The following is a 19,598-nucleotide window of genomic DNA, read 5'->3' on the forward strand; positions in this document are numbered from 1 at the left end:
GATGCCGGCCTACCCCTGGCTTGCGGAAAACACCCTCGACGGCCGCGACACGGCGAAGAAGCTCGAGGTGCTGCGCACCCTCGGCGTGCCGTACAGCGACGCCGACATCGCCGGCGCCCGCGAGGCGGTCAAGGGCAAGACCGAGATGGACGCACTGGTGGCCTACCTGCAAGGCCTGGGCACCCTGATCAAGAGCAAACGCTGATGGATACCGGAATGATTCGTGGCCTGGGCACCCTGGTGGTGCTGGTGGCCTTCGTCGGGCTGGCCCTGTGGGTGTTCAGCCCGCGGCGCAAACGGGATTTCGACGAAGCGACGCAACTGCCGTTCGCCGACGAACCGCCACGCGCCGTCGAGCCTACCCAGGAGAAGGCGCCGAGCCAGGCGCCCAGGAGCAAGCAGCCATGACCACCTTGTGGAGCCTCTACGTCAGCGTACTCACCTTGGGCACCCTGGTCGGCCTGACCTGGCTGCTGCTGTCGACCCGCAAGGGCCAGCGCGAGGACACCACCGAAGACACCGTGGGCCACGCCTTCGACGGCATCGAGGAATACGACAACCCACTGCCCAAGTGGTGGTTCTGGCTGTTCGTCGCCACCCTGGTGTTCGCCGTGGGTTACCTGGTGCTGTATCCGGGGCTGGGCAACTGGCGCGGCATCCTGCCCGGCTACGCCTACCTGGATAACGACAAACGCACCGAATTCGCCACCGGCGACAGCGGCTGGAGCGGTGTGCACGAGTGGGAGAAGGAGATGGCCCGCGCCAACGCTCGCTTCGGCCCGCTGTACGCCAGGTACGCAGCCATGCCGGTCGAAGCCGTGGCGCAAGACCCCAAGGCCGTGCAGATGGGCGCGCGGCTGTTCGCCTCCAACTGCTCGGTGTGCCACGGCTCCGACGCCAAGGGTGCCTTCGGCTTTCCCAACCTGACCGACGACGTATGGCGCTGGGGCGGCGAGCCCGAGACCATCAAGGCCAGCATCCTGAACGGCCGCCACGGGGTGATGCCCGGCTGGGCCGCGGTGATCGGCGACCAGGGCGTGGCGGACGTGGCCGCTTTCGTCCTCACCGGGCTCAATGGGCGGCGCCTGCCCGAGGGCGCCAACGCCGATGCCGACAACGGACAGAAACTGTTCGCCACCAACTGCGTGGCCTGCCACGGCGCCGAGGGCAAAGGCACGCCGATGCTGGGCGCGCCGGACCTGACCCGCCCTGCGGCGTTCATCTACGGCTCGAGCTTCGCCCAGTTGCAGCAGACCATCCGTTACGGACGCCAAGGACAGATGCCGGCCCAGGCGCAGTTGCAGGGCAACGACAAGGTGCATGTGCTGGCGGCCTATGTGTACAGCCTGTCGCACCCGCCCAAGGACGGCGAATAAGAGGCTCACGGAGCACCGGTCGAACGCTGCCGGGAAGACGTCATCAGCAGGTGATCTGACCTGGGTCAATTGACATTCGGCCATATCACGTTAAATGGCCATCCCCAATGCGGCCTAAGGTCGCAGTGCCGTCCCGGGCGGCTGGCACGGGCGTATCATCCGGCTCGGGGCCAAGCCCCCAGCGATACCGACCGCGGCCGGCATGGATCCGCCGCGGCACTTTCTCCACCGCCGTGGGACATGATGATGAGCAAACAGATTCCAGTACAGGACGTTACCCCACCTGCCCAGGGGATGGTTTCCGTCGACCTCTACGCCGCACGCAAGAACATCTACACCAAAGCCTTCACCGGCCTGTTCCGCCGCGTGCGCATGGTCGCCGGCGCCGCGCTCTTCCTGCTGTATTTCGGCACCGTGTGGCTCAACTGGGGCGGCCATCAGGCGGTGTGGTGGAACCTGCCGGAGCGCAAGTTCTACATTTTCGGCACCACCATCTGGCCGCAGGACTTCATCCTGCTCTCGGGCATCCTCATCGTCGCCGCCTTCGGCCTGTTCTTCATTACTGTGTATGCCGGCCGGGTCTGGTGCGGCTACACCTGCCCGCAAAGCGTGTGGACCTGGATCTTCATGTGGTGCGAGAAGGTCACCGAAGGCGACCGCAACCAGCGCATCAAACTCGACAAGGCGCCGATGAGCGCCAACAAATTCGTACGCAAGGCCGCCAAGCACAGCCTGTGGCTGCTGATCGGCTTCCTCACCGGGCTGACCTTCGTCGGCTACTTTTCGCCGATCCGCGACCTGGTATTCGAGCTGTTCACCGGCCAGGCCGACGGCTGGGCGTACTTCTGGGTCGGCTTCTTCACCCTGGCCACCTACGGCAACGCCGGCTGGCTGCGCGAACAGGTGTGCGTGCACATGTGCCCCTACTCGCGCTTCCAGAGCGTGATGTTCGACAAGGACACCCTGATCGTGTCCTACGACCCGCGCCGAGGCGAGGCCCGTGGCGCGCGCAAGAAGGACACCGACTACAAGGCCAAGGGCCTGGGCGACTGCATCGACTGCACTCTCTGCGTGCAGGTCTGCCCCACCGGCATCGACATCCGCGACGGTTTGCAGATCGACTGCATCGGCTGCGCCGCCTGCATCGACGCCTGCGACACGGTGATGGACAAGATGCAGTACCCGCGCGGCCTGATCAGCTACACCACCGAACACAACCTGTCCGGGCAGAAGACCCGCATGGTGCGGCCGCGCCTGATCGGCTATGCGCTGGTACTGCTGGCGATGCTCGCAGCGCTCGCCACCGCCTTCGCCTTGCGCCCGCTGGTGGGCCTGGACGTCAGCAAGGACCGCGTACTGTACCGCGAGAACGCCGAAGGCCGGATCGAAAACGTCTACAGCCTCAAGGTGATGAACAAGGACCAGCGCGACCACGTCTACGTGCTCGACGCCAGCGGCCTGCCCGACCTGCGCCTGGACGGCCGGCGTGAGATCGCCGTAGCGGCCGGCGACATCGTCAGCCTGCCGGTGCAGCTGTCGGTCGCGCCCGAAGCGCTGCCCTCGACCACCAACCCAATCACCTTCACCTTGCGCAGCGCCGATGACGACGATGCCCAGGTGCAGGCCCAGAGCCGTTTCATCGGCCCCGCCATCCGCTAAGGGAAACCGCCATGCCCGTTACTGCCAGCAGCCCCTGGTACAAGCACCTCTGGCCCTGGATCCTGATCGGCATCCTGACCTGCTCGGTGTGCCTGAGCCTGACCATGGTCGCCATTGCGGTGCGCAACCCGGACAACCTGGTCAACGACAACTACTACGAGGCCGGCAAGGGCATCAACCGCTCGCTCGACCGCGAACTGCTGGCGCAATCGCTGGGGTTGAAGGCCAGCCTCTACCTGGACGAGCTGACGGGCGAGGTGGAACTGCGCCTCGAAGGCCGCAGCGAGCCGGCCAGCCTGGCGCTGAACCTGATCTCGCCCACCCAACCTAGCCGCGACCGCAAGGTGCTGCTCAACCGCGCAGGGCCGGGCCGTTACCTGGGCCAACTGGACGACAAGGTTGAGGGCCGGCGCTTCGTCGAGCTGCTGGGCGAAGAAAAAGGCCAGGTATGGCGGCTGTTCGAGGAAGAGAACGTGACGCACGGCACGCGTCTGGAGCTGGGCGACGAGGCGTTGCTCGGAGCCGAGCGGCAGCCATGAGCCCACCCTGCCCTTGCTACCACTGCGCCCTGCCGGTGCCGGCCGGCACTGCTTTCAAGGCCATGGTGCTGGGCCAGGCGCGTGCGTTCTGCTGCCCAGGCTGCCAGGCAGTGGCCGAATCGATCGTCGCCGGGGGGCTGGAACACTATTACCGGCACCGCAGCGAAACCAGCGCCAACCCCGCAGACCTGCCCCAGCCGCTGCAGGACGAACTGCGCCTGTTCGACCGCAGCGACGTACAGCGCGGGTTCGTGCGCGAGGACGGCGATTGCAGCGAAACCACCTTGATGGTCGAGGGCATCAGTTGCGCGGCCTGTGGGTGGCTGATCGAAAAGCATCTGCGTAATCTGCCAGGCGTCGAGAACGCTCAGTTGAACCTTTCCAGCCACCGCCTGACGCTGCGCTGGTCAGCCCAGGCCCTGCCCCTGTCACGGCTGCTGGCCGAGCTGCGGCGCATCGGCTATGCCGCCCATCCCTATCGACCCGACCAGGCCAGCGAGCGTTTGGCGTCGGAAAACCGCAGCGCCCTGCGCCGCTTGGGCGTGGCGGGGCTGCTGTGGTTCCAGGCGATGATGGCGACCATGGCCACCTGGCCGGAATTCAATGTCGACCTGTCGCCCGAATTGCACACCATCCTGCGCTGGGTGGCGCTGTTTCTGACCATCCCCATCGTCTTCTACAGCTGCGCGCCCTTGTTCAAAGGCGCCGCCCGCGACCTGCGCACGCGCCATCTGAGCATGGACGTATCGGTGTCGCTGGCCATCGGCCTGGCATTCCTCGCGGGCATCTGGACGGCCGTCACCGGGCATGGCGAGCTGTATTTCGACACGGTCGGCATGTTCGCCCTGTTCCTGCTCACCGGTCGTTACCTGGAGCGCCGCGCCCGGCAACGCACCGCGGCGGCCACGGCGCAACTGGTCAACCTGCTGCCGGCCTCGTGCCTGCGTCTGGACGCAAACGGGCATGCCGAGCGCATCCTGCTCGGCGAGCTGGAGGTCGGCGATCGCGTGCAGGTGCCGCCGGGCGCGGTGATTCCAGCCGACGGGCGTATCGTCGAAGGCCGCTCGAGCATCGACGAGTCGCTGCTCACCGGCGAATACCTGCCCCTGGCGCGCCGGCAAGGGGACCGGGTCACGGGCGGCACGCTGAACGTCGAAAGCCCTTTGGCCATAGAGGTCGAAACCCTGGGTCCGGCCAGTCGCCTGTCGGCCATCGTCCGCCTGCTGGAGCGCGCGCAAACGGAGAAGCCGCGCCTGGGGCGCATCGCCGATCGCGCGGCCCAGGTGTTTCTGCTCTGCTCGCTGGTCGCAGCCGTGGTGGTCGGCGCCGTGTGGTGGCAACTGGACCCGACGCGGGCCTTCTGGATCGTCCTGGCGATGCTGGTGGCCACCTGCCCATGCGCGTTGTCGCTGGCCACGCCCACGGCGCTCACGGCCGCAACCGGCACGCTGCACAAGCTCGGCGTGCTGGTGACCCGCGGCCATGTGCTGGAAGGCTTGAACCAGATCGACACGGTAGTGTTCGACAAGACCGGCACGCTGACCGAAGGCCGCCTGACCTTGCGCGCCGTCCAGCCGCTGGCGGAGCTGAACGCCGACCGATGCCTGGCCTTGGCCGCCGCCCTGGAAACCCGTTCCGAGCACCCCATCGCCCGGGCTTTCGGCCGCGCCGCGCAGCCTGCCGATGCGGTACGCGCCACACCAGGACTGGGGTTGCAGGGCCAGGTGCAGGCGCGGCGGTTGCGCATCGGCCAGGCCGCGTTCGTCTGCGCCTTGAGTGGCGCCGACGTGCCGGCGACTCCTACATCCAGCGGGCAATGGCTGTTGTTGGGCGATCAGAACGGGCCGCTGGCCTGGTTCGGTCTGGACGACCGCCTGCGTGCCGACGCCCCAGCCTTGGTCGCCGCCTGTAAAGCCCGTGGCTGGCGCACCCTGCTGCTGTCGGGCGACAGCTCACCGATGGTGCTGGAAGTGGCCGAGCAGCTGGGGCTCGACCAGGCCCAGGGCGGCCTGCGTCCGGACGACAAGCTGGCACGGGTCAAAGCCCTGCAAGCCCAAGGGCACAAAGTGCTGATGCTGGGCGACGGGGTCAACGACGTGCCGGTGCTGGCCGCCGCCGACGTGAGCGTCGCCATGGGCAGCGCCACGGACCTGGCCAAGACCAGCGCCGACGCTGTGCTGCTGAGCAATCGTCTGCAAGCGCTGGTGGACACCTTCGATCTGGCTCGACGCACACGCCGCAATATCCTGCAAAACCTGTTGTGGGCGACGCTGTACAACGGCCTGATGCTACCCTTTGCGGCGTTGGGCTGGATCACGCCCGTGTGGGCGGCCATCGGCATGTCGGTCAGTTCGCTGATCGTGGTGCTCAATGCCTTGCGCCTGACCCGGCTGAAGCCTTCGCCTACGGGCGGTGAGTCCAGGCCATGCCTGGTCGGAGCGCAGCCGTGAAGCGTGCCGCCGCCTTTCTTCCACGCCGAGCGTTCTAACCATGCCTGCCTTGTACATCATGATTCCCGCCGCCTTGCTGATCGTCGGCGTGGCCGTCTACATCTTCTTCTGGGCGGTGGACAGCGGTCAGTACGACGACCTCGACAGCCCGGCGCACAGCATCCTGTTCGACGACCAGGACCCGGCGCACCAAGCTGCGATCAAATCCGACCCCATCGAGCGGCGCGACACGGGCAAAGCCGATGGCTGACCTGCTGCCGCTGCTCGGCTCTGCACTGGTGCTCGGCCTGCTCGGGGGCGGCCACTGCCTGGGCATGTGTGGCGGGCTGATGGGCGCGTTGACCCTGGCCATCCCCGCCGAACAACGCAATCGCCGCCTGCGTCTACTGGTCGCCTACAACCTGGGCCGGGTGCTGAGCTACGCCGCTGCCGGCCTGGTGCTGGGCCTGGCCGGCTGGGCCGTGGCGAGCACGCCGCTGGCCTTGGGCATGCGCGTGCTGGCGGCGGCGCTGCTGATCGCCATGGGCCTGTACCTGGCCGGCTGGTGGAGTGGGCTGACCCGCGTGGAAGGGTTGGGGCGCGGCCTCTGGCGACGTCTACAACCCCTGGCCACGCGCCTGCTGCCGGTGTCGAGCCTGCCGCGTGCTCTGCTGCTGGGCGCGTTGTGGGGCTGGCTGCCGTGCGGGCTGGTGTACAGCACCCTGCTCTGGGCCGCGAGCCAGGGCGATGCCGGCCACAGCGCGGTGCTGATGTTGGCCTTCGGCATCGGCACCTGGCCCGTACTGCTGGCCACAGGGCTTGCCGCCGAGCGCGTCACAGCGTTGCTGCACCGACGCAGCGTGCGCCGGGCGGGCGGGCTACTGGTGATGCTGTTCGGCCTGTGGACCTTGCCGGGGCCGCACCAGCATTGGCTCATGGGCCACTGAGCGGCGCGCCCATGCGACCGATTTGGCCGTTGATGCAAATCAACATGGCCGCCTGAGCGCCCCCCTAGACTGCGGCCCATGCTGCTTTGTCCAGGGACTGCCCACATGCTCGACGATCTGCGTTGGGACACCGATCTGATCCGCCGCTACGACCTCAGCGGCCCACGTTACACCTCCTACCCCACCGCCCTGCAACTGCACAGCGAAGTAGGCTCGTTCGACCTGCTGCACGCGCTACGCGAAAGCCGCCGCGCGGTGCGCCCATTGTCGCTCTACGTGCACGTGCCGTTCTGCGCCAACATCTGCTATTACTGCGCCTGCAACAAGGTCATCACCAAGGACCGCGCCCGCGCCCAGCCTTACCTGCAACGCCTGGAACAGGAAATCCAGCTGATCGCCTGCCACCTCGACGGCCGCCAGACCGTCGAGCAGTTGCACTTGGGCGGCGGCACGCCGACCTTTCTCAGCCATGTGGAGCTGCGCCAATTGATGGGCGCGCTGCGCCGGCACTTCACCCTGCTCGACGACGATTCCGGCGACTACGGCATCGAACTCGACCCGCGCGAAGCCGACTGGTCGACCATGGGCCTGCTCCGTGAGCTGGGTTTCAACCGCGTGAGCCTGGGCGTGCAAGACCTGGACCCTGCCGTGCAGCGGGCCATCAACCGCCTGCAAAGCCTGGAGCAGACCCGCACCTTGATCGAAGCAGCGCGCACCTTGCAATTCCGCTCGGTCAACCTCGACCTGATCTATGGCCTGCCCAAACAGACCCCGGAAGGTTTCGCCCGCACCGTGGAGGAGATCATCCACCTGCAGCCCGACCGCCTCTCGGTCTTCAACTACGCGCACCTGCCCGAGCGTTTCATGCCGCAACGGCGCATCGACGGCAGCGACCTGCCCGCCCCTGCAGCCAAGCTGGAGATGCTGCGCAACACCATCGAGCAATTGACCCACGCAGGTTACCGTTACATCGGCATGGACCATTTCGCCCTGCCCGACGACGAACTGGCCATCGCCCAGGAGGAAGGCACCCTGCAACGCAATTTCCAGGGTTACACCACCCACGGCCATTGCGATCTCGTGGGCCTCGGCGTTTCGGCGATCAGCCAGATCGGCGACCTCTACAGCCAGAACAGCAGTGATCTGGCCACCTACCAGCAGAGCTTGTCGGGCGCCCAGCTCGCGACCCAGCGGGGCCTGGTATGCAACCGCGACGATCGCATTCGGCGCGCAGTGATCCAGCGACTGATCTGCCATTTCGAATTGGCTTTCGAGCCGATCGAACAGGCCTTCGCCATCGATTTCCGCGGCTATTTCAGTGCCGAATGGCCAGCACTGCAAGGCTTGCAGCGCGACGGCCTGATCACCCTCGACGGCCAAGGCATTCGCGTGCTGCCGGCAGGCCGCTTGCTGGTGCGGTCGGTGTGCATGGTCTTCGACGCCTACTTGGCCCAACACGCGCAGCAACGGTTTTCGCGCGTCATTTGACCTATCCTGCAAGCACCAAGGCTTGTACGAAAAGTCTCAAGTCCTAAAGAGGAAATGGTCTTTTTCGGTCTAGTTTCATCGCCGTCGAAGCATCCATTCGAATCGGGTCTGGCGGGCATGGACAGCCTGCCATGGGGCTTACAGAGGGAAACACCATCCATCCAGGCACCTACCGGTGCCGACCAAGCCGCGGTGCGCGACCACTGTACCGGCTGGCTACCGCACACCCTGTAAGGTACCCTTACGGCTTATGTGTGCTTTTCCACAAGGATCGAAAGAAATGTCCGAGCCAGTCAAACTGCGCCCCCACACCCAGGCCCACTGCAAGGATTGCAGCCTGGCGCCGCTGTGCCTGCCCCTGTCCCTGAATCTGGAAGACATGGACGCACTGGACGACATCGTCAAACGGGGTCGTCCGCTGAAAAAAGGCGAATTCCTGTTCCGCCAGGGGGACAATTTCGGCTCGGTGTATGCCGTGCGTTCGGGCGCCTTGAAAACCTTCAGCCTGAGCGACAGCGGCGAGGAACAGATCACCGGCTTCCACCTGCCCAGCGAACTGGTCGGGCTGTCGGGCATGGACACCGAGGCCTATCCGGTGTCGGCGCAAGCCCAGGAAACTACGTCCGTGTGCGAGATCCCCTTCGAGCGCCTGGACGAGCTGTCGGTGCAACTGCCGCAGCTGCGCCGCCAGCTGATGCGCGTCATGAGCCGGGAAATCCGCGATGACCAGCAGATGATGCTGCTGCTGTCGAAAAAGACCGCAGACGAGCGCATTGCCACCTTCTTGGTCAACCTCTCGGCGCGCTTCCGCGCCAGGGGCTATTCGGCCAACCAGTTCCGCCTGAGCATGTCGCGCAACGAGATCGGCAACTACCTGGGCCTGGCCGTGGAAACCGTCTCGCGGGTCTTCACCCGCTTCCAGCAAAACGGCCTGCTCAAGGCCGAAGGCAAGGAAGTGCACATCCTCGACCCGATCCAGTTGTGCGCGCTGGCCGGTGGCTCGATGGACGCCTGACGGCAGGGTGAATTGGGTATACTGGCGGCCAGATTTCCCCAGGATACCCGCAACATGCACAGCGACACCTTCGACCTCAAAGCCCTGATCCGCCCGGTCCCCGACTTTCCCAAACCGGGCGTGATCTTCCGCGACATCACCCCGCTGTTCCAGTCGCCCCGTGGCTTGCGCTACGTGGCCGACCAGTTCATCGAGCGCTATGTCGAAGCGCCGTTCAGCCACATCGGCGCCATGGACGCGCGGGGCTTTCTGATCGGCTCGATCATCGCCCACCAGCTGAACAAGCCGCTGATCCTGTTCCGCAAGCAAGGCAAGCTGCCCGCCGACGTACTCTCAGAGCCCTACAAGACCGAATACGGCGAAGCCTTCCTGGAAGTGCACGCCGACAGCCTGTGCGAAGGCGACGCCGTGGTGATCTTCGACGACCTGATCGCCACCGGCGGCACCCTGCTCGCCGCCACCCAGCTGATCCGTCGCACCGGCGCCCAGGTGTTCGAAGCGGCGGCGATCATCGACCTGCCCGAACTGCAAGGTTCGCAGCGCTTGCAGGATATGGGCGTACCCACCTTCTGCCTGACCGAATTCTCGCTCGCCGAGTACTGAGTCGCCCTGCCCGATCAGGTGCCGGTAAACCGGCGCCTGTGCCTGTTCCAATCAATACGCCACAGGCCGGCGCCCGGCGAAGGCGTGCGCCAGCGTGCCGCCATCGACCAGTTCCAACTCGCCGCCCAGGGGCACGCCGTGGGCAATGCGGGTGGCGGCGATGTTCTTTTCGGCCAGCAACTGCGCGATGTAGTGCGCGGTCGCCTCGCCCTCGACCGTGGGGTTGGTCGCCAGGATCACTTCGGTGAAGGTGCCCTTGGTGTCGATCAGCGCCATCAATTGCGGAATGCCGATCGCGTCCGGCCCCAGGCCGTCGAGCGGCGACAGGTGGCCCTTGAGCACGAAGTAGCGGCCGCGGTAACCGGCCTGGTCGACGGCGAACATGTCCATTGGCCCTTCCACCACGCACAACTGGGCGTCGTCACGGCGCGGATCGGCGCACTGCGGGCACAGCTCCTGCTCGGTCAGGGTGCGGCATTGCCGGCAGTGGCCGACGCCTTCCATGGCCTGTGACAGCGCCTGGGCCAGGCGCGTGCCCCCACTGCGGTCGCGTTCGAGCAGTTGCAGGGCCATGCGCTGCGCGGTTTTCTGACCCACGCCCGGCAGGATGCGCAGGGCGTCGATCAATTGGCGGATCAAGGGGCTGAAGCTCATGGGGCAGACCTGCTCTCAACGGGTGGCATAACGAACGAGGGAGCCGCAACCCTGCGGCTGCCGCTCCCCCTTCAGACAACTAAAAAACGTTTAGAACGGCATCTTGAAGCCTGGCGGCAGTTGCATGCCGGCGGTCATGCTGCCCATCTGCTCCTTGCTGTTCTGCTCGATCTTGCGCACGGCGTCGTTGACGGCGGCGGCGATCAGGTCTTCGAGCACCTCCTTGTCTTCCTGCATCAGGCTGTCGTCAAGGCTGATGCGCTTGACGTCGTGACGGCCGGTCATCACGACACTGACCAGGCCGGCGCCGGATTGCCCGGTGACTTCCGCCTTGGCCAGTTCTTCCTGGGCCTTGGCCATTTTTTCCTGCATTTGCTGGGCCTGCTTCATCAGGCCAGCCATGCCACCTTTCATCATGGGGTATACCTCGAGTGGGTCGTAGGCTACCGCCCGGCCTAAGCCGGACGTGTGGTTATTCGTTCAATCGCCCTGCTTCGCCAGGGCCTGCACGGGCTCAATAGTATCCTGCCGCACCGAGGCGCCAAACCGTTGGATCATCTGCTGGATGAGCGGGTCTTGCTCGATCGACACCTCGGCCTCGTGCTGGCGTTCGGCACGCTTGCGCGCAGCGGCCTGGGCTGGGGTTTCCTGTTCCGGACGCACCAGTTCGATGGTCAAGCCGATGCTGCGGCCCAAGTGCTGGTTGAGCGCTTCGTTCAGACGCCGCTGCTGGGTAGTGTTGAACAGCGCGCCTTGCGCAGGGTCCAGGTGCAGCAGCCAGTGGTCGCCCTCGGTGGAGATCAGCGTGCAGTTGGCGGCAATGTTGCCCGTCATACCCGAGACCGGCAGCGCCGGGAATAATTCCAGCCATTGTAGAGCGAGACCTGTGGCCGGCTTGGCGGCAGGCAGGGGCTCGACCGGTGGCTGGGCCTCGGCTTCCTGCACGTGTTCGGCCAGTTCGTCCAGGTAGCTGAACGAGACCGGGTCGGGCGGCGGCGATTCGTAATCGTCGTCGAGCGGTGCGTCGTCGTCGCGCTCCATGCCCGCCGAGGCGTAGGCCGAAGGATCGAACGGTGGCTCGTCGTCGCGTGGGTCGGACGGTGTCTGGCGCTGCGGCGGCACTTGCTCACGCGCAGGCTGGGCCGTTTGCGCCACGGGCTCCCAAGGCAGGTCGGTGGGCGCTGGGGCTTGGGCGGGCGCAGGCTTGGGCTTGGCCGCCGGCAGTGCCTGGGGCTCCGCTTGAGCAATAGGCTGCGGTGGCGCAACGGGCGGCGCAGGCACTGCCGCCGGCTGGGCTGCGAGCGATGGCGCTGACGCCGCTGCGCCCGACGACGCTGTATCGGCAGCGGATTCGGCAACCGTGGAACGCGTCGCTGCCACCGCTTTGGAGGAATCAGCTGTGGCTTGGCTGATCCCCACCGGCTTTAGCGTGGCCCTCGGCGCGTCGTCGGCATCGGCAGGCCGGAACGCCAGCATGCGCAGCAGCACCATCTCGAAGCCGCCCCGCGGCTCGGGCGCCAGGGGCAGGTCGCGACGGCCGATCAGGCCCATCTGGTAATAGAACTGCACGTCTTCGGCTGGCAACGCCTGGGCCAGGTTCAACACCTGCTCGCGGTCGCCATGGCCGTTGTCGACCGCTTCGGGCAACGCCTGGGCGATGGCCACGCGGTGCAGCACGTTGAGCATTTCGGCCAGCACGCCGCTCCAGTCCGGTCCTTGCTCGGCCAGCGCGCGCACCGCTTCGAGCAAGGCCCGCGCGTCACCGTCGAGCAGCGCTTGCAGCACGCTGTAGACCTGGCCCTGGTCGAGGGTGCCGAGCATGGCGCGAACGTCCGCCGCCAGCACCTTGCCCTCACCGAAGACGATGGCCTGGTCGGTCAGGCTCATGGCGTCGCGCATCGAGCCGTCGGCGGCACGGCCGAGCAACCACAGGGCATCTTCTTCGAACGGCACGCTTTCGGCCGCCAGCACATGGGCCAGATGCTCGACCACCCGTTCGGGGGTCATGTTCTTCAACGAGAACTGCAGGCAACGCGAGAGGATGGTCGCCGGCAGCTTCTGCGGGTCGGTGGTGGCGAGGATGAACTTGACGTACGGCGGCGGCTCTTCGAGGGTCTTCAACAGTGCGTTGAACGAGTGGCTCGAGAGCATGTGCACTTCGTCGATCAGGTAGACCTTGAAGCGCCCACGGCTCGGCGCGTACTGCACGTTGTCGAGCAGTTCGCGGGTGTCTTCGACCTTGGTGCGACTGGCGGCGTCGATCTCGATCAGGTCGACGAAACGCCCCTCGTCGATCTCGCGGCACACCGAGCACTGCCCGCAAGGGGTGGAGGTGATGCCGGTCTCGCAATTCAGGCACTTGGCGATGATGCGCGCGATGGTGGTCTTGCCCACCCCGCGCGTGCCGGTGAACAGGTAGGCATGGTGCAGGCGCTGGTTGTCCAGCGCGTTGATCAAGGCCTTGAGCACATGGGCCTGGCCGACCATTTCGCGGAACGAGCGCGGACGCCATTTACGTGCAAGAACCTGATAACTCATGAAAAACGTCACGACCTGGGGAGCGAAGAGCGCTAATGCTAGCCGAGCGGGGGAAGAATTGCACCTTGCCTGCGGGGTGTGGCTCGTATTGGCCCTTGATAGAGCGTCGGGATACTGGGCGTATGCTTGCACGACCCTCCATCGGCAACGCAATTGGGAATGGTAAATATTTTTATTTACATAATTTTCACAAACACATAGCCTTCGCTCCGCATTGTCCACCCAGTGCCCCACAACGATAGGGAATTTTTCCCACAAGCCAATACTGCACCACCCTACCCACTTGGGTAGGGTCCGACTGGGCTGTGCCCGAGGGTTTTCCGAGCATGAACCGCTTTCCGCTGCGCCGCCTGGCGCTGATGATCTCGCTGGCCAGCGCCGGCACGCTGGTACACGCCGCCGAAGTGGTCGAACTGGGTGCGAGCACCGTTACGGCCGATGCCGATAGCCTGAAGAATCAAGCAACCACCGAAGGCTCCCGGTCTTACACCACCGGCGCAATGGGCACCTCCGCAGGGCTGCCTCTGTCGATCCGCCAGACGCCGCAGTCGGTCAGCGTCATGACCCGTCAGCGCATAGAAGACCAGGGCATCACGGACCTCAACGACGTTGTCAAATACGCCCCAGGCATCACGCTGCGCAAAATCGGTTCGGACCGTCAGGAGTTTCTGGCCCGTGGTTTTCGCATCGACAACATCATGTTCGATGGCCTGCCGACCTCGGTAGGCACCTTCACCCTCGACACCATGGCTTCGCCGGACATGGCGATCTATGACCGTATCGAAGTGGTGCGCGGCGCCACCGGATTGATGACCGGTGCGGGCGACCCTTCGGCAACGCTCAATCTCGTGCGCAAGCGCCCGACCGACACGCCGCAGGTGAGCGTGACCACCAGCGCTGGAAGCTGGGACCGTTACCGCACCGAAGTCGATGCTTCCAATAGGCTCAACGACAGCGGCACCGTGCGTGGCCGTGTGGTCGCGGCCTATGAAGATGGCCACAGCTTCGTCGACGTGCGGGAAAACAAGCGTCAGACGTTCTACGGCATCCTGGAAGCCGATATGAACGACTCCACCACTGTGACCGTGGGTGCGTCGAAACAGCGTCAGGACAAGACTTCCGACTGGGGCAGCCTGCCCAGCGGCCCGAACGGCGAAAACCTCGGACTGTCCCGTTCGACCTACCTGGCAGGTAAATGGGCCTATTGGGATCAGGACAACTACACGTTGTTCGGCGATGTCACCCATACGTTCAACAACGGTTGGAAAGCCAAATTCGCCGCGCAGAAGATGTGGAACGAGTCCGATACGTTCTCCAACTATCTAGGTTCGACGAACCCCACCTATGCCTATACGTCGGTCGCCGACCTGGGCACCGCCTCGGGTCAGTACCTCACCGACGATGACCTGCTCAATCTCGATGCTTCGTTGAGTGGCGCGTTTCAAGCTTTTGGCCGCGAGCATGAATTCCAGGCCGGCGTCAGCAAACGTCATGAGGATTACCACATCCGCGGTGGCTATTGGGGGCTGACGCCGGTCGACATCTACAACTTCAACCCCGGCAGCGTGGTCAAGCCTTCCCTCGAAGACCGGGGCGCCTACGCCAACAAAACGGTCACTACCGAAGAAGCGGCCTATGCCGTCGTCCGCCTCAATCCCATCGAACCGCTGCACGTCATTCTGGGCGGTCGGGTGAGCTGGTTCGACTTCGAGAACGAAACCTCTGGCAGTGGCTACAAGGCGACTCGCGAGTTCACGCCATACGCTGGTGTCATCTATGACCTGAACGACACCTACTCGGCCTATGCGAGCTATACCGAAATCTACAAACCCCAAGACAAACTGGATGCTTCCGACAGTGTGCTGCAACCCACTACGGGTGAAAGCTATGAAATCGGCCTGAAAGGTGAGTATTTCAATGGCGACCTGAATGCCTCCATCGCCCTGTTCGACATGACCCAACAGAACCGCCCGTATCTGTTGTCTGCAGATGCGTCGGGTTGCGCACCACCTCGCTCCTGCTACGAGGCTGCGGGTGAGGTACGCAGCCGTGGCGTCGATACCGAAATCAGCGGCGCCCTGACCCCGGACTGGAACTTCTCGGCCTCTTACGTTTACGTCATGAGTGAGTACACCAAAGACGACACCTATCAAGGCAAGCGCTTTGCGCCCGAGCAGCCCAAGCATCTGTTCAAAGCCGCGACCACCTACAATTTCACGGGCGACCTGAACAAATTCCGTGTCGGCGCAGACGTGTTCGCGCAAAGCGAAACCTATTACCGCGTCGGCACCGGGCACTCCACCCAGGACAGCTATGCCATTCTTGGCCTGATGGCCGGTTATCGCTTCGACGAACACTGGGACGGCCGTGTCAACCTCAACAACCTTACTGACGAGAAATACTGGCAGGGCATTCCCAACGGCACAGGTACCGGCGTATATGGCGACCCCCGCAACGTCATGTTCAGCCTGAAATGGACCCTCTGACGCGCGCCTCACTGCCCTACCCGGCTAACACAACGCCAGCCTTCGCGCTGGCGTCGTGCATTCAAATCGTCCCTCGCCGCTTGGAACGCGCCATCGCCTCGCGCAACGCAGCCGGCCTTGAGAGACGCAGCCACCGCCCTGACAGATTGTGGCAATGCCCGCTCAACTCCCTATCCCCACCACACAGGCGGCCGCATACAACCCCATCCCAAACACCCCATGGGTCGCCAAGCTGCGCACACATACCCGTACCGGTGTTGGCGTACGCCAAGCGAAGACCCCAGCCCCCATCGCCGGCTGCATCACCAGTAGCGGCAACAGCACGGTCACCAGACCGAAACCCAGCGCCGGCCCGACCGTAGGCGAGGCCAGCCAAGGCGCGCCCAGCCAACCCAGAAGCACAGCAGCGAAACAGACGCCAATACCGTAGTGCGCCACCCAGCCCAACGGCCGCTCGCAGAGCACGGGTTGCGCCTTGGCAATCGCCTCATGGCGCCACCGCCCCTGCGTCAAATGCCCAAGCCAGCGCCCCACCAGCGCATAGTCCAAAGTCCGCACGCCAAGGCACCTGAGCAGCAGCGCCCAGGCATCCATGACCAAGGTGGCACCGACGCCGAGCGCCAGGCTCGTGCCGATGAACGTTGCGATTTCCATACTTCGATTCTCCGCAGATTGACGTGATCCAGCCTGCGGGGCAGCCTACAAGTTGAAGTCGACTTCAAGTCAAGGAGCCTGTTCATGGACATTTCCGACGTCGCCCGCCGCACTGGCGTACCCGCCTCGACCCTGCGTTACTACGCCAATAAAGGGCTGATCACCCCACTCTCCGGCCACGGCCAACGCCGCCAGTTCGCGCCCGACGTGGTTCAGCGCCTGGCGCTGATAGCGCTGGGCCAGGCGGCGGGTTTTTCCCTGGACGAGGTCGCAGCAATGCTGAGCGAAGGAGAAGTGGATCGTGCGCGGTTAAGCGAACAGGCTGACTTGCTCGACGCACGGATCAAGCGCTTGCAAGCGATGAGCAAGGGCCTACGACATGCCGCCCAGTGCCCGCAGACGGATCATCTGGCGTGTCCGACCTTTCAGAGGCTGGTTAGGGTGGTGGCCAAACAATCGCGCAAAGGCAAGCGGCGCGCAGATGCCATCCAAGCGCTTGAGGCGCGCTGAGGGGCAGATACGGGATTCGATACAGGAGAGGGCGCTGCGGTAGGGTCGATAAGATTTTCCGATCCCTGAAATGGAGGCAGCCCCACCAGCCACACCCCGGCACACAATGTTCCCGCTGTGGCTGCTTCCTTCCGGATCTGACCAGGTTGACGGGTAATCGTTGCGGGGGGACCGGTAGGGCCACCACTAACGCGGTTCGCCATGCGACGAACTGCGCCATTGTACCCTTCCCCAGGGAACTTACAACCTCTGTCTCAAGAAAAAACCATCATTTCTCAATGACTTGCCTCAGATGGCGATGCCATGCCCGTCGAGGAAGGCCACGAACTGCTCCTCGTCCAACACCTTGAGCCCCAGTTCGTTGGCCTTGGTCAGCTTGGAACCGGCACCGGGGCCGGCCACCACGCAGTGGGTCTTGCTCGACACGGATCCGGCCACCTTGGCGCCCAGGCTTTCCAGGTGGTCCTTGGCGATGTCGCGGCTCATGCGCTCCAGGCTGCCGGTCAGGACCCAGGTCTGCCCGGCCAGGGGCAGGCCTTCGGCGGTCTTCTTCTCGCTGTTCCAGTGCATGCCGAACTCGAGCAGTTGCGCTTCGATGGCGCGCGCCAGTTGCTGGTTCTCGGGGTTCTTGAAGAACTCCCGTACGGCGTCGGCCGGTTTGGCCGACAGTGCCTGGCGCAAGTCGATGCCATCGGCGGCGATGATCGCGTCGAGGCTGCCAAGTTTGGCCACCAGCTTTTCGGCGCCGGTCGGTCCTACCGACGGGATGTCGAGCTTGGCGATCAGCCCGGCCAGAGTAGTGCTGGCGGCAAACTCGGGGGCCAGTTCGCCCTCGTCCTGCAACTGCATGCCGCTGGCGAGCAACTGGCCGATGACCTCACGGTTGTGCTCGGCCTCGAAGAAGTTGTGGATTTCGTGGGCGACTTCCAGGCCGATGTCCGGCAGGTAGGTCAGCACTTGCGGCAAGGCCGCCTGCACACGGGCCAGGCTGCCCAAGGAACGAGCCAAGACCTTGGCGGTTTCCTCGCCGACGTCGGGAATGCCCAGGGCGTAGATGAAGCGCGCCAGGGTCGGGCGCTGGCTGGCCTTGATCGCGTCCAGCAGCTTGTTGCTGGACACCTCGGCGAAACCTTCCAGGCCGACGATCTGCTCGTACTGCAACGCGTACAGATCGGCCGGCGAACGGATCAGGCCTTCGTCGACCAGTTGCTCGACGCTCTTTTCGCCGATGCCGTCGATGTCCATGGCGCGCCGTGACACGTAGTGGATGATGGCCTGTTTGAGCTGTGCGGCGCAGCTCAGGCGGCCGACGCAACGATACACCGCGCCCTCGCTGACCACCGCCCTGCCCTTGCTACGCTTGACCAGTTGCGTGCGCTCGACCGGCGAGCCACAGACCGGGCACTCGCTGGGGATCTGCACGGCACGGGCATCGTCGGGACGGCGCTCGAGCACCACTTGCATGACCTGCGGAATGACGTCGCCGGCGCGGCGGATGATCACCGTGTCGCCGATGTGCACGTCCAGCCGGGCAATTTCGTCCATGTTGTGCAAGGTCGCGTTGGACACGGTCACGCCGGCCACTTTCGCCGGGCGCAAGCGCGCGACCGGAGTCACGGCGCCAGTGCGGCCCACCTGGAACTCGACGTCGAGCACTTCGGTAAGCTCTTCCATGGCCGGGAACTTGTGGGCGATGGCCCACCGCGGCTCGCGGGCGCGGAAGCCCAGTTCGCGCTGCGAGGCCAGGCTGTTGACCTTGAACACCACACCGTCGATTTCATACGGCAGCGCCGTACGCCGTTCGCCAATGTCGTGGTAGTAGGCCAAGCACTCTTCGATGCCGGCCGCATGCCTGAGCTCGCGGCTGATCGGCAGGCCCCAGGCTTTGAGCTGTTCCAGAGTGTCGATGTGGCTGGGAGCGATCGGCGCGGAGGTCTGGCCGACACCATAGCAGCAGAACTCCAGCGGACGGCTGGCGGTGATCTTCGAGTCGAGCTGGCGCAGGCTGCCGGCTGCGGCGTTGCGCGGGTTGGCGAAGGTCTTGCCGCCGATGTCGGCCTGGGCGGCGTTGAGCCGCTCGAAGCCGGCCTTGCTCATGAACACCTCACCGCGCACCTCCAACACGTCGGGCCAGCCGGTGCCTTGCAGTTTCAGCGGCACGTTGCGGATGGTGCGCACGTTGCTGCTGATGTCTTCGCCGGTGGTGCCGTCGCCGCGCGTGGCGCCCTGCACGAGTTGACCGTCGCGGTACAGCAGGCTGACCGCCAGGCCATCGAGCTTGGGCTCGCAGCTGTAGTCCACCGCTGCCTGCTCGCCGGGCAGGTCGAGACCCTCGGTGACGCGGCGGCCGAACTCGCGCAGGTCGGCTTCTTCGAAGGCGTTGCCCAGACTGAGCATGGGCAGCGCGTGGCGCACCTGATCGAACGCCGCCAGGGCCGTGCCGCCGACACGCTGGGTCGGCGAGTCGGGCGTCACCAGGTGCGGGTGCTCGGCCTCCAGGCTTTTCAGCTCGTTGAACAGGCGGTCGTATTCGGCATCGGGCACGCTCGGCTCGTCGAGCACGTAATAGCGGTAGTTGTGCTGGTCGAGTTCGGCGCGCAGTTCGTGGATTCGGGTTTCGGCGGTCATGGTCGTGTTCTCTGCAAAGCAAAAGAGCAACCGCCAGGGCTGCTCTTTCGTTTCAATCGTCGCGAGCGGAAC

At 65.0% G+C, this 19,598-nt stretch carries 18 protein-coding genes and 1 other RNA gene; 13 read left to right on the forward strand and 6 right to left on the reverse strand.

Annotation, left to right across the window (positions count from 1 at the left end):
• The 11 genes from B4M43_RS17020 to B4M43_RS17070 all read left to right on the forward strand — a co-directional run.
• A partial coding sequence (locus tag B4M43_RS17020) for a cbb3-type cytochrome c oxidase subunit II (RefSeq protein ID WP_296268644.1) occupies positions 1–205 on the forward strand: 205 nt, incomplete at its 5' end.
• Positions 205–408: a cbb3-type cytochrome oxidase subunit 3 gene (locus B4M43_RS17025; protein ID WP_296268645.1), complete on the forward strand. Its 204-nt coding sequence runs from the start codon at positions 205–207 to the stop codon at positions 406–408. The genes B4M43_RS17020 and B4M43_RS17025, both read left to right, overlap by 1 nt.
• The gene (ccoP, locus tag B4M43_RS17030) at positions 405–1,376 is read left to right on the forward strand and encodes a cytochrome-c oxidase, cbb3-type subunit III (protein WP_296268646.1); all 972 of its coding nucleotides are present in this window, start codon (positions 405–407) and stop codon (positions 1,374–1,376) included. Before B4M43_RS17025 ends, ccoP begins: the two co-directional genes overlap by 4 nt.
• Positions 1,377–1,622: 246 nt before the next feature.
• Positions 1,623–3,035 carry a cytochrome c oxidase accessory protein CcoG gene (gene ccoG, locus B4M43_RS17035; RefSeq protein WP_296268647.1) on the forward strand — a complete coding sequence of 471 codons (1,413 nt, stop codon included), beginning with the start codon at positions 1,623–1,625 and terminating at the stop codon, positions 3,033–3,035.
• Between the two features lie 11 nt (positions 3,036–3,046).
• The gene (locus B4M43_RS17040) at positions 3,047–3,574 is read left to right on the forward strand and encodes a FixH family protein (RefSeq protein ID WP_296268648.1); all 528 of its coding nucleotides are present in this window, start codon (positions 3,047–3,049) and stop codon (positions 3,572–3,574) included.
• Positions 3,571–6,024, forward strand: coding sequence for a heavy metal translocating P-type ATPase (locus tag B4M43_RS17045; RefSeq protein WP_296268649.1), 2,454 nt, complete (start codon positions 3,571–3,573; stop codon positions 6,022–6,024). The genes B4M43_RS17040 and B4M43_RS17045 overlap by 4 nt, the downstream gene beginning before the upstream one ends.
• Positions 6,025–6,064: 40 nt before the next feature.
• Positions 6,065–6,274 carry a cbb3-type cytochrome oxidase assembly protein CcoS gene (ccoS, locus tag B4M43_RS17050; RefSeq protein ID WP_296268650.1) on the forward strand — a complete coding sequence of 70 codons (210 nt, stop codon included), beginning with the start codon at positions 6,065–6,067 and terminating at the stop codon, positions 6,272–6,274.
• On the forward strand, positions 6,267–6,950 hold the full coding sequence (locus tag B4M43_RS17055) for a sulfite exporter TauE/SafE family protein (protein WP_296268651.1): 684 nt from the start codon (positions 6,267–6,269) through the stop codon (positions 6,948–6,950). The genes ccoS and B4M43_RS17055 overlap by 8 nt, the downstream gene beginning before the upstream one ends.
• Positions 6,951–7,055: 105 nt before the next feature.
• Entirely contained in the window at positions 7,056–8,438 is a 1,383-nt protein-coding gene (gene hemN, locus B4M43_RS17060) for an oxygen-independent coproporphyrinogen III oxidase (protein ID WP_296268652.1), read from the forward strand.
• A 280-nt stretch (positions 8,439–8,718) separates the two neighbouring features.
• A complete protein-coding gene (gene fnrA / locus B4M43_RS17065) occupies positions 8,719–9,453 on the forward strand; it encodes a Crp/Fnr family transcriptional regulator FnrA (RefSeq protein WP_296268653.1) in 735 nt (244 codons plus the stop codon).
• 54 nt (positions 9,454–9,507) lie between these two features.
• The gene (locus B4M43_RS17070) at positions 9,508–10,056 is read left to right on the forward strand and encodes an adenine phosphoribosyltransferase (protein ID WP_296268654.1); all 549 of its coding nucleotides are present in this window, start codon (positions 9,508–9,510) and stop codon (positions 10,054–10,056) included.
• A 51-nt stretch (positions 10,057–10,107) separates the two neighbouring features.
• Here B4M43_RS17070 and recR read toward each other — a convergent pair whose 3' ends face one another.
• The 3 genes from recR to dnaX form a co-directional block, all read right to left on the reverse strand.
• Positions 10,108–10,710, reverse strand: coding sequence for a recombination mediator RecR (gene recR / locus B4M43_RS17075; protein ID WP_296268655.1), 603 nt, complete (start codon positions 10,708–10,710; stop codon positions 10,108–10,110).
• A 90-nt stretch (positions 10,711–10,800) separates the two neighbouring features.
• Positions 10,801–11,127: a YbaB/EbfC family nucleoid-associated protein gene (locus tag B4M43_RS17080; RefSeq protein WP_296268656.1), complete on the reverse strand. Its 327-nt coding sequence runs from the start codon at positions 11,125–11,127 to the stop codon at positions 10,801–10,803.
• Between the two features lie 63 nt (positions 11,128–11,190).
• Complete coding sequence (gene dnaX / locus B4M43_RS17085) at positions 11,191–13,248, reverse strand: DNA polymerase III subunit gamma/tau (RefSeq protein WP_296268657.1); 2,058 nt, start codon at positions 13,246–13,248, stop codon at positions 11,191–11,193.
• A gap of 359 nt (positions 13,249–13,607) precedes the next feature.
• On the opposite strand from dnaX, the gene B4M43_RS17090 reads away from it, so the two are divergent.
• Positions 13,608–15,734 (forward strand): TonB-dependent siderophore receptor, encoded by a 2,127-nt coding sequence (locus tag B4M43_RS17090; protein WP_414707877.1) that lies wholly within the window; start codon positions 13,608–13,610, stop codon positions 15,732–15,734.
• Between the two features lie 162 nt (positions 15,735–15,896).
• On the opposite strand, the gene B4M43_RS17095 is transcribed toward B4M43_RS17090, so the two are convergent.
• Positions 15,897–16,388 (reverse strand): DUF2938 domain-containing protein, encoded by a 492-nt coding sequence (locus B4M43_RS17095; protein ID WP_296268659.1) that lies wholly within the window; start codon positions 16,386–16,388, stop codon positions 15,897–15,899.
• 84 nt (positions 16,389–16,472) lie between these two features.
• Between B4M43_RS17095 and B4M43_RS17100 the strand changes: the two genes are divergently transcribed.
• The gene (locus B4M43_RS17100) at positions 16,473–16,898 is read left to right on the forward strand and encodes a helix-turn-helix domain-containing protein (RefSeq protein WP_296268660.1); all 426 of its coding nucleotides are present in this window, start codon (positions 16,473–16,475) and stop codon (positions 16,896–16,898) included.
• Positions 16,899–16,978: 80 nt separating this feature from the next.
• Here the strand turns inward: B4M43_RS17100 and ffs are convergent.
• An RNA gene (gene ffs, locus B4M43_RS17105) (signal recognition particle sRNA small type) lies at positions 16,979–17,075 on the reverse strand.
• Between the two features lie 111 nt (positions 17,076–17,186).
• Positions 17,187–19,526, reverse strand: a complete 2,340-nt coding sequence (gene ligA / locus B4M43_RS17110) for an NAD-dependent DNA ligase LigA (protein WP_296268661.1) — start codon at positions 19,524–19,526, stop codon at positions 17,187–17,189.
• Between the last annotated feature and the right edge of the window lie 72 nt (positions 19,527–19,598).

The organism is Pseudomonas sp. UBA6562, assembly GCF_002434265.1.
In the GTDB taxonomy this organism is placed as follows: domain Bacteria; phylum Pseudomonadota; class Gammaproteobacteria; order Pseudomonadales; family Pseudomonadaceae; genus Aquipseudomonas.